The following is an 11678-nucleotide window of genomic DNA, read 5'->3' as shown; positions in this document are numbered from 1 at the left end:
GTCATGTATACTGATGTCGAAGGATTGTTACTTTAAGTAGGCAAGACCGTCATTCACACGCCCTTTTTAGGGTACAGTGAATGCGGTCTTTTTTTTGTTTCAATCCATCAAATTAAAGAGTGGAGGTGAAATCTGTAGTCTTATCAACAAAGAAAGAGGTGAAATCATGAAAGGGAAAAAAATTGTTGAAGTAGGCTTAGCTGCAATTATTGCGTTATCGGGAGTTGCTTCTGCAGCTGCACCAGCTTTTGCGGCACCTAATGTGATTTATCCGAATGTACAAAGCTATACAAAGGATTCAGACACATTTACATTGCCAAAGAAAAGCCGTTTACTTGTGCTTTCAAATGAAAAGACACTTAATAATGAAGTGTTATTACGTGATTTGAAACGTGCAAGTTCGCAGTTAGCAGACAGAGGTGTTTTATCAGAAGCACCACAGATTGTTTTTGGTACAATAGAAAATGCTGCAGACAATGACATCATTGTAAAAATGGGAACTAATCCAGATTTAACTGGCAAAAATGATGCTTATGCAGTAGATATTAAAAATAATATTACTATTTCTGCAGAAGATGAAACAGGAATCTATTATGGTTTAACATCTGTAATCCAGATGTTAATTGAAGGTGATAATGTTTTAACTAAGGGAAATATTGTTGACTATTCTGATGTTGAAGACCGCTCATTCCATTTGGACTGTGCAAGAAAGTTCTTCACAAAGGATTGGATCATTTCATTAATTAAAGATTTATCTTGGCAGAAATACAATTCAATTCAGCTTCATTTCTCTGAAAACGAAGGTTTCAGATTACAGAGTGATACTCTTGAAGCAATTGATGGTTTCAAGTATGTAAACAACCAGTATCTCACTAAACAGGATATGTTAGAAATTATTCAGGTTGCAAATGAATATCATATCGAAGTTATCCCATCTTTAGACTCTCCAGGTCACCTTGGTGCAGTTCTAAGATATTTACCATCTGATTATAGCTGTGCAAGCTTATTCCCATCTGATGGTAGAAGAGCACAGTGCTTCAATATCTTTACAAATGACGAAGCACGCGGTTTCTTAATCGATTTAATGACTGAATTTATCGATTTCTTCTCAGAAGCTGGATGTAAGAGATTTAACATTGGTGGAGATGAATTCTTAGAAAAATTCTCTAACTTCTCTAATGAACAGTATGTACAGATCATGGAATACTTCAATGAAGTATCTGCAATCGCTAAGTCAAAGGGTATGACTCCTAGAACTTGGAACGATGGTGTGATGTATGGAAACTATACTGGATATAAGTTAGATCCAGATATCGAAATCTGTTATTGGGCTGCTCCACAGAACTGTGCAAGTATCGAAAAGTTTGTACAGAATGGTAATAAAGTTATCAACTTCTCTGATATTTACATGTATTATGTATTATCTTCTTGGTGGTTACAGAATGCATGTCCTGAAGGAGATAGAATTTATAGAGAATGGAATCCAGGTAAGTTCTCTACATTACAGGGTGGTATTCCACAGACTTATAAGAAACCATACGCAAACTTTATTAAAGGTGGTTCTTATGCTATTTGGTGTGACGTTCCAGGTTATATGACACAGGATTCAGTGGCAAATAACATCTTCTATAGAACTCGTGCAACTGCTTATAAGATGTGGAACACATCAGATTCAATGCCTGAATATGCTGATGTAAAGAAGGCATTTGATAAGATTGGACGCGTTCCTGGTTATAAGAGCGTCTTACCAGAACCAGGTCAGGTTCTTTATGAAGGACAGTCTGTTGCACTTACAATTGAATACAAGAATGAATTTGGACAGACAATTGAACCTACAGAAACTTTATATGGCTTAAAGGACAATGAATACACTATTGAACCTAAGGAACTTTATGGCTATAAGTTCGAAAAGGCAAGTGAATCATTAACAGGCGTATATAAAGAAAATAAAACAATCACTTTAACTTATAAGACATTTACTGATAAGGAAGCATTAATCAAAGAAGTGAATAATGCACTCGTGATTAAAGATTATATTCCTGAAACAGTGAAGGAATATAAGGAAGCTCTAGACGTTGCGAAAGACGTTAAAGAAGATCCTTCAGCAGGACAGAAGAAAGTTGATGAAACATTAGCTGCACTTCGTACTGCAAAAGAAAAAGCTGTAAAGGCTAAATTTTATAAGTTATATGTAGAAGCTTATTATCCAGTAAGTGATGCGGCTTATGCATCTGGATATCAGGCTTATATGAATGCCGTTAATAACGGAAAGAACACTCTTAAAGATGAAAACTTAGATGTTGAAACAGCTGAAGCTGCCTATAACAACATCATGAATGCAAAGAAAGCATTAATTAAGAAAGCTGCAGACAAGCCTACTATTTCTGCAACTAAGGGATACTATAGCTGGTACTCATACAACAAGATGATTGATGGTAACCGTAATTCTAAGTGTTGGTTTGGTGCTGACCAGACAGCTGGTGATGAAGTATTATTCACATTCCCAGGTAAAGTAAAATTATCAGGTGTGAATGTTGTACAGGCAGACCAGGGTGATATCTTACGTGATGCTGAAGTCCAGATTTCTGCTGATAAGGTAAACTGGACAACAGTAGGTACATTAAAGGGTACAGATCCATTAGAAAAGAGATTTGACTTTGATGCACAGGAAGTTAAGTATGTAAGAATCTTCATCAATTCTGGATATGGAGCTTGGTATCAGATTTCTGAAGTTGAGTTCGTATTAGAAGCCATTGGTGAAGATACTACATTAAAAGATTTAATTGAAAAAGCTAAGGAAGAAGATTTAGAAGGCAAGACAATTGCATCTAGAGATGAATTCTTAGAAGCACTTATTGAAGCTCAAAAAGCATTAGTGGCTGAAGATATCAAGAATGAAGCAGTTATTAACCGCTTAAAGAAGGCTATCGAAGGATTAGTTGATGCACCTGTAGTGAATACAGATGCTCTTGATGAAGCAATTGCTAAGGCTGATGCTTTAACTGAAGAAGAAGTAAATAAAGCAATTAAGAAGAACGTAGAAGTATTCAACAAAGCATTGGCTGATGCTAAGGCTGTTCTTGCTAAAGATGCTTCTCAGGAAGAAGTAAATGAAGCTGCTAAGGCATTAAATGATGCATTAGACGGATTAAAGGTTCTTAGAGGTAATCCAGAAGCTTTAAATGCAGCTCTTGAAGCTGTTAGTAAGAAAGATGAAAGCAAATATACTGCTGAATCTTGGGCAGCATTAATGGCTGTAGTAGAAGAAGTAAAGGCTATTGACTTAGAAAATGTAACTCAGAAAGAAATTGATGAAGCTGTAGCTAAGTTAAATAAAGCAGTAGATGCATTAGAAGAAAAGGTTGTTATTGAACCGGAAAAACCAACTGTTCCAGAAAAACCATCTGAAAAACCTACTGAAAAGCCAACTGAAAAACCAACAGAAAAGCCAACTACAAAACCAGAAGATAAGAAGGATGATACTGTTAAGACAGGTGATTCTACTATGATTGCTGGTATGTTCGCTCTCATGACTGCATCAGCTGTAGTTTATATCTATTTAAAAAGAAAGAAAGCTTAATAAATAAAACAAGAGGCAGCAAAGCCTGCCTCTTACTTGATAGGGAAAAATGAAAATGAATACAAATAATATGAAACGTATGTTAATGAGCGTTATGCTCGTTTCTTCTATGACTCTTTCAAGTGGTGCTATAGTTGCACAGGCCTACAATGGGACGCCTGCAATTGCTGAAAGAACAATGACTAATGAACAGCTCGTTGCTGCAACTACACCTATCTTACAGTCATATACTAAAGATGCTTCTGATAAGACTTGGGTAATGACTAAGGATTCTAAATTCGTAATCGTTGCGAACGAAGCCAACTTAAAGAATGATAGACTTGCAGAAATCGTTAAATTAGTTAACTCTGAATTCATGGCTAAGAAGATTATTTCTAGTGATGCTCAGGCTATGCTTTATAATCAGGATGGTGCACCAACTGATATCACTATTGATATCAAACCTGTATCAGAAATCACTGATAAGACTACAAGTAAGGAAGCTTATAAGATTACAATCGATGACACTGGTATCCATTTAACTGGTGCAAGTGAAACAGCTGTATTATATGGTTTACGTACTATTGAACAGCTTACAATTGCGAATAATAGCACTTTGGCTTATGGCGAAATCGTTGACTATCCTAATGTAGCTGAACGTCGTATCCATGTAGATATGGCTCGTAAGTACATTTCTAAAGACTGGTTTATTAGACAAATCAGAGAAATGTCTTACTTCAAGATGAATGCTATCCAGATGCATTTCTCAGAAAACTTAGGTTTTCGTATTGAATGTGAAACAGATCCATCAATCGTATCTGAACAGCATTTAACAAAATCTGACGTAAGAGAAATTCTTGCGGAAGCAAAGAAATATGGTGTTAAAGTTATTCCATCATTTGACTCTCCAGGCCATGTTGACCAGATTTTAAGAGCTCATCCAGAATATGGGCAGGTAGATAAATATGGTAATCATTATAAATCAGGTTTAGATATCACTAATCCTGAAGCGATTAAGTATATTTATAGCTTATATGATGAATATATGGAATTATTTGAAGGATGTACAGATTTCCACATCGGTGGCGATGAATATATGGAATTTGACCGTGCACCTTTCACTACTCAGTACAAGTCTGTATTAGATAATTATGCAAGAGAAAACATTGATCCTAATGCAACTTGGAAGGATGTTGTTGCGAAATATATCAATGACTTAGCAGAACATGTACATGAAAAAGGATTTACTCCTCGTATTTGGAATGATGGTATCTATTATGGAGAAAATTCATACTATGATAAGAAACAGCTGATCAAAATGCATAAGTATATTGGTATTGATTTCTGGAGTCAGATGTCTTGGAACTATAGTATCGCAAAACTTCAGACTTTCTTAGATAAGGGTCATGATACTATTTATAACGTAAATGCTAGTTTCTTCTATTATGTATTAAGACCATCAATGCCAACTGATGGACGTAAACAGCATTCATTTGATAACTTAAATTCTGATAAGTTAATCTTTGATGAATGGACTCCAGGTAAATTCCAGGCTAACACTATTGCAGATGATAACCCAGCTATTAAAGGTGCATCACTTGCTATCTGGTGTGATAAGGCTGATGTATGTGATGAAGATACTATTACTGAAGATATCGCAAATGAAATGCGTGCACTTGCTACTAAGGCATGGAATACAAAGTCTAATAGTATTATTTCTCATAACCAGTTTAAGGCTAATTATGCAAAGCTTGGACATGTTGCAGCATTTGATAAGGGTTCTACTTTACCAGATTCTGGATCAATCTTACCAGCTGATTCATTAGGTAAAGTCACTATCAACTATGTTGATAAAGATGGTAAGGAAATTAAGAGTCCAGTGACTCGTTATGGTAATATCGGTGATGAATATAACTTCACTGCTGAAAAGATTTACGGTTATCGTTTAGTGTCTGATAAAGACAGTGCAACTGGTACATATAGCAAGAAGGGTGATACTTTCACTTTCGCTTATGAAATCTACACAGATAAGACTGACTTAAAGGCTGCATTAGATAATGCTTTAGATGAAAATGAATATATTGGTGCAACACTAGGTGAATATAAAGCTGCACTAGATGAAGCACAGAAACTTTATGATGATAAGAATGCATTACAAAAGGATGTAGATGCTATCTTAACTAAGTTAAATGCAGCTAAGAAGAAAGCTATTAAACGTGTTTACTATCCATTGTGGGTAGAAGTAGAAAACCCATTAGAAGATAATGGTTATGCTTCTGGTTATGCTGAATACTTAGAAGCTGTAAAGAATGGTAAGAAGGTTCTTTATAGTGAAGATGTAACTGATGAAGCAGTGAAGACTGCATATGATGAATTAGTTGCTGCTAGAAATGGTTTAATGAAGCGTGATGGAAATGTTCCTAGTGTTCAGGCATCTGATGGTTATTGGTCATTAGGTGTTTATCCAAGCGATAAGTATAGCTATGACAAGATGTTCGATGGTAATAGAGATACATTTGCTTGGTTCAATGATGCACAGAAAGTCGGTAAACATATCACATTTACATTCGCAAATAAAGTGAATATGAGTGGTATTAAGATTTCAGCTCCTGAAAAACCAGGTTCAGATATTATCAAGAATGCAGATATCATGGTATCTGAAGATAAAGAAAACTGGACTAGAGTGGCTAACTTAAAGATGGATGCGAATAATCTTGAACAGACATTCACATTCGATAAACAGCCAGTGAAGTATGTTAAACTTGAAATGAAAGAAGCAAGCGATAGCTGGTATAAAATTGCAGAAGTACAGTTCACTTATGAACAGGTGGCTGAAAATACTGAACTTAAGGACCTATTAAAAGAAGCTTATGGTCAGGATTTAACTGATAAGACTGCTGATTCTGTTGATACATTCTTAGACGCATTAATTGAAGCTCAGAAGGCTTATGCAAAAGAAGATTTAAATAATGAAGAAGTAATTAATACATTACGTGATGCAATGAAGAATTTAAAGGTAGCTCCAAAAGTGAATAAGGCTGAACTTGAAGAAACAGTGACTAAGGCTGAAGCTATCTCTGAAGAAACATTAAATAAGGCTGTTAAGAAAGCACGTGATGCATTTGCTAAAGCATTAGAAGATGCTAAGGCTGTTGTTGAAAACAAAGATGCTTCTCAGGAAGAAGTCAATGAAGCCGCTAAGAAATTAGAAGAAGCTATTAAGGGCTTAGATGTTCTTAAGGGTGATACAACTGCATTAGATGCTAAACTTGCTGAAATCAAAGAATTAGATGAAAGTAAGTATACTGAAGAATCTTGGGCTGCATTAATGGCTGCCGTTGAAGAAGCTAAGGGTCTTGATGCAGAAAATGCAACTCAGGTAGAAGTAGATGAAGTTGTGGCTAAGTTAACTAAAGCAGTAGACGCTTTAGAAGAAAAGGTTGTTATTGAACCCGAAAAACCAACCGTTCCAGAAAAACCTGAAACTAAGCCTGAAATCAAACCAGAAACAAAACCTACTACTAAACCAGAAGATAAGAAGGATGATACTGTTAAGACAGGTGATCCAACTTCATTATTTGGATTAGTATCAGCTATGGCTTTATCTTTAGCTGGTTATGTTTCTGTAAAGAAGAAGAAAGACTAAAGATTCATCTTTTTTAGGGAAGGGATAGTGTAATGCTATCTCTTCTTTTTTTACAAAAGAAGTGAGATGTTTACATTATAATGTGAAGTGAATATGATATCATAGATGTAAGAGAGGGGTGAGCATAATGAAGGATGCTTATATCAATGGAAAAATAATAGATGGGACTAAGGAGATGCATGTTAAGGAAGGATATGCGATTCTTGTAGAACAGGGGAAGATTAAGGATATTGTTTTACAGAAAGAAGCTGATTTAACAGGGTATAACGTAGTGGATCTAGAAGGAAACTATATTATGCCAGGTCTTATTAATATGCATGTACACTTAGCCGGTAATGGCAAACCACAAAAGAAACAGAGAGATAATGCGAAGTTAGTAAACTTCTTAATGAGTAATCCACTTACGCGTGCTATTGCTCATAATATGGTGAGCGGGTTTGCAGAAATGGAGTTACTTAGTGGTGTCACTACGATTAGAACAGTAGGCGGTATTAGAGATTTTGATACACGTGTACGTGATGAAATTAATTGCGGGAAGAAGAGAGGTCCACGTATTTTAGCAGGTAATGAAGGTATTTCAGTACCTCATGGTCATATGGCAGGGAGTGTAGCAATTGCAGCTGAAACAATTGATGATGCACTTTTACAGGTAAGTAAAGCAAAGGAACAGAATGTCGATTTAATAAAATTGATGATTACAGGTGGTGTTCTAGATGCTAAAAAAAAGGGTGTTCCTGGAGAATTAAAGATGGATCCTGAAATGGTTAAAGCGGTTTGTGATAAAGCACATGAATTAGGCTTTAAGGTGGCTGCACATGTAGAATCATCGGATGGTGTAAGAGTAGCTTTGGAGAATGGTGTAGATTCTATAGAACATGGGGCAAAACTCGATGATCATATGATTCAATTATTTAAAGATAATAATGCATTCTTATGTACTACATTATCACCAGCCTTACCATATGCTTTATTTGATCGTTCTATTACTAACGCATCAGAAGTAGAACAATTCAATGGTAAAGTTGTATTTGATGGAATTATAGAATGTGCGAAACAGGCATTAGAGAATGATATTCCTATTGTATTAGGTAATGATGTAGGATGCCCTTGGATTACACAGTATGACTTCTGGAGAGAACTATATTACTTCCATAAGTATGTAGGTGTAGGTAATGCATATGCAATTTATTGTGCGACACTACAGGCAGCTAGAATGGCTGGTATTGATGATGAAACTGGTTCTATTGAAGTAGGTAAGTCAGCTGATATGATTGTCACAAAGGATAATCCATTAGATGACTTATTGGCATTAAGACATATTGAATCTGTTATCATGAGAGGTCATAGAATTGATCATCCTACTAATAAGATCAATGAACAGGTAAAAAATGAATTGGATAAGTTCTTATAATGAATCCCTTCTTTGAAGGGATTTTTTAAGCAGCCATATTCATATGTTTTAAATACAATTATTTGTATGAACATATTTATGGATGATATTCAAGTATATATATGGTAATGCTAGAAAAGAGATTTTTCAAATTGATATAATATGAAAAAGGGAGGAAAATCTCATGAAAAAATTAATTTCATGTCTTGTGAGTATTGCGTTATGTTTATTCCCATCTATGACATCAAGTTGTGCTCAAGAAAACTGGGTAGGCTCTTGGTCTACAAGTCCTGTAGAATTTAGTATACAGAAATTTTTTGGGAATCATTTTAAGGATTTTGGCTTGCATCACTTAACATTTAGAACTGTAATTAAACCTACATTGACAGGTGAAACAGTACGTCTTACATTCTCTAATACTTATGGTACAGGTCCTATGACTATTGATGCTGTGACTATAGCGAAAACAATAAGTAAACAGTGTATTAAACTTCCTACAAAGAAGACTGTGACATTTAATGGATGTAAGAAAGTAACATTAGAAAAAGGAGAAACTGTTTATTCAGATCCATTAGACTATTATGTAGATGCATTAGAACCAGTCACTGTTTCTATGTATATGAAAAATACAGATCAGTTAAAAACATTTGGTTTAATTGGTGGCAAAACATATATTAGTTCAGGTAATCAGGTCAATCTTCCTGCAACTACAGGTGTACCAATGATATTAAATGGAAGCTTTGGTGAATATGATGTGATCCCATTATTAACAGGTTTAGATGTCAATCGTTCCGATGCGCATTCTACAGTTATAATTGGTGATTCTACACTTGCGAATGATATACCAACACTATTCTCTACTAAACTGCATTTAGCTGGTATTCATAATGTAGGTGTCTTACAGCAGGCTATTAAGGGTAATCGACTATGTGCTGATGGAGCAGGTAGACTTGGTATGGCTTATGGTGAATCTATGTTGAAGAGATTTGAAAGAGATGCTTTAAATCAGCCAGGTGTAAAGACTGTTATTATCAAGGTAGGATGTAATGATATTATTCACCCTAATTGTAAGAGTATGATGGGGATTGCACCTAAAGTAACGACAGAACAGATGATTGATGCTTATAAAACACTTATTAGTAAAGCACATGAAAGAAATATTCAAGTATATTTAGTTACTCGTTCTGCTTGGAAAGGTTATACACGTAATATCTTAAATAAAGGTGATGACATTGAGTGGACACCTGAAATAGATCAGATGAGAAAAGATATTAATACATGGATTAAGACAAATCCTGCAGATGGATATATTGATCTAGATGATTTATGTCAGGATGAAGATCGTACGCAGTTGAGAAGTGAATATGTGACTGATGGTGTTCATTTCACATTAGAAGGACAAAAAGCGGTGGTAGATAAATTACCAGTGACAGTATAGAAAAGAAAGAGGATTAACTCTGTGAATACAGAATCAATCCTCTTTTTTGCACACTGCTTCATTTGAGATTATTAAACTCTTTTAGACGTGAATTAATTACTGTTAATTCATCATCCAATTGATTGCGTTTTTTTTTAATTGTTTTTGTTGTTATGTTTTTGTATTTCCATTATGATTTTCTTAATCAAATATACCACATCTTTTCGACTTTTTTCTAAAATATAAAAAGAGCAATTCGTTTTTTTATATTGAATCACTCCTCATTTTTTAAATTATTTATACCTAATCTATTTTGATGATCTTCTAATTCATGAAATATTCTGAAAATTGTTATTTCGTTATTTGTACTATCAACAAAGTAAACAAAGATATAATGATGAATTATTAACTTTCTATATTCATATCGATGATGTTTTAGAATGACCGGATGAGACTTTGGATGTAACCTTATCCTTTCTAGATTTTCATCAATATCATGTTTGAATTTTGTGAGAATATATGGATTTTTATATCCAGAGAGATAAGATAGTATTTTATCTAAATCACCAATTGCTGAATCTGTATAAAGTATTTTATTATTCAAATCCATACTTTTTACTAAACATTCCCCATGTTTCTTCTTCAGTATGAATTCTTCCTTCTTCGTAATCTTTTTCTGCTTCATTTAACTTGTCTTCGATTGTTTCAGGAAGAATAACAGTATTTTTTTTAACTGAATCAGTATCTTTAATTGGTTTCATAGTAATCAGTCCTCCTTACTCATAGTATAGCATTTATTCATACAAATACAAACAACAGTGAATTACTACGACATTATACTTTGTATTTGAAGTCGTAGCTTCTAGGATGTTTATGCATCTGTTTCAGAAATCCGGTATTTAAGTCTCCACCTGATGCTTATTTGTAAGATACAAGTGTTTTACATTTCTATAAATTTAGGGAAAAAAGCTTCCTATATGTCTTATACCCTCACTAATCTGGAATTTCTCAAACAAATGTCGTTTTTTAGATAAGAATAAAGGAAAGTGGAAAGATGGAGAAACAGGTGATCTTATTTTTTGACTAAGAAAATGATAGTAATCTAGAGTATATGCGTTTTTTGAAAGTTGAAATTCATATTTAAATGAAATCTCACATTATTCCATGAAACTAAAAAAGGAGGATATGGATCAGTATCCTTCTTTAAGGGAACATATGTTTCTTTTTAATAAAGGACCTAAAATGAAGAAAATCACTGTCATTGATTATGAAATATAAAGAAAGAGGATTGACTCTGTGATACAGAATCAATCCTCTTTTTGTCTGTTGATAGAAGCACTTGTATTAAATCCGTCAGGATATCTTTTATGTAGTTTATCAAGATTACCCTCTAGAATAGTATCTAAAGGAACATCTAATGCAGTGGCTGCTTCAGCAAGATACCAGGCTATATCGCCTAATTCTTTAATAAGATAATCTTTGTCTAGATCATGTCCTTGCATCAACCACTTCTTAACGATATCTATTGCTTCTCCTGACTCTCCACATAATCCCATAACACTATTAATAAGTATATCTTTCTTATTCAGTTCGGGATTCAGTGTTCTCATTGCTTCTTTTTGATAATCATTAATATTCATTGTAGTAAAGAAAATTGGATAATAGA

At 34.3% G+C, this 11678-nt stretch carries 7 protein-coding genes; 4 read left to right on the top strand and 3 right to left on the bottom strand.

The window, feature by feature from the left end:
* The first annotated feature begins 166 nt into the window (after positions 1-166).
* From B2S90_RS02075 to B2S90_RS02060, 4 genes are all read left to right on the top strand, one after another.
* Positions 167-3580 (top strand): family 20 glycosylhydrolase, encoded by a 3414-nt coding sequence (locus B2S90_RS02075; RefSeq protein WP_286696484.1) that lies wholly within the window; start codon positions 167-169, stop codon positions 3578-3580.
* A gap of 55 nt (positions 3581-3635) precedes the next feature.
* A complete protein-coding gene (locus B2S90_RS02070) occupies positions 3636-7205 on the top strand; it encodes a family 20 glycosylhydrolase (protein ID WP_286696483.1) in 3570 nt (1189 codons plus the stop codon).
* Positions 7206-7332: 127 nt separating this feature from the next.
* Positions 7333-8616 (top strand): amidohydrolase family protein, encoded by a 1284-nt coding sequence (locus B2S90_RS02065; protein WP_286696482.1) that lies wholly within the window; start codon positions 7333-7335, stop codon positions 8614-8616.
* A gap of 163 nt (positions 8617-8779) precedes the next feature.
* Positions 8780-10033 carry a GDSL-type esterase/lipase family protein gene (locus B2S90_RS02060; RefSeq protein ID WP_055234200.1) on the top strand — a complete coding sequence of 418 codons (1254 nt, stop codon included), beginning with the start codon at positions 8780-8782 and terminating at the stop codon, positions 10031-10033.
* A gap of 253 nt (positions 10034-10286) precedes the next feature.
* Here B2S90_RS02060 and B2S90_RS10870 read toward each other — a convergent pair whose 3' ends face one another.
* The 3 genes from B2S90_RS10870 to B2S90_RS02050 form a co-directional block, all read right to left on the bottom strand.
* Positions 10287-10622: a type II toxin-antitoxin system RelE/ParE family toxin gene (locus B2S90_RS10870; protein ID WP_279148078.1), complete on the bottom strand. Its 336-nt coding sequence runs from the start codon at positions 10620-10622 to the stop codon at positions 10287-10289.
* Entirely contained in the window at positions 10609-10773 is a 165-nt protein-coding gene (locus B2S90_RS02055) for a hypothetical protein (protein WP_187114862.1), read from the bottom strand. The genes B2S90_RS10870 and B2S90_RS02055 overlap by 14 nt, the downstream gene beginning before the upstream one ends.
* Before the next feature lie 546 nt (positions 10774-11319).
* Positions 11320-11678: nucleoside triphosphate pyrophosphohydrolase family protein (locus tag B2S90_RS02050; RefSeq protein WP_286696481.1), on the bottom strand; the 359-nt coding region annotated here is incomplete at its 5' end.

This window comes from Catenibacterium sp. UBA627 (genome assembly GCF_002299355.1).
Classification (GTDB): domain Bacteria; phylum Bacillota_I; class Bacilli_A; order Erysipelotrichales; family Coprobacillaceae; genus Catenibacterium; species Catenibacterium mitsuoka.
Note: the sequence above shows the minus strand (reverse complement) of the source record. Positions and strands in the feature narration are given on the sequence as shown.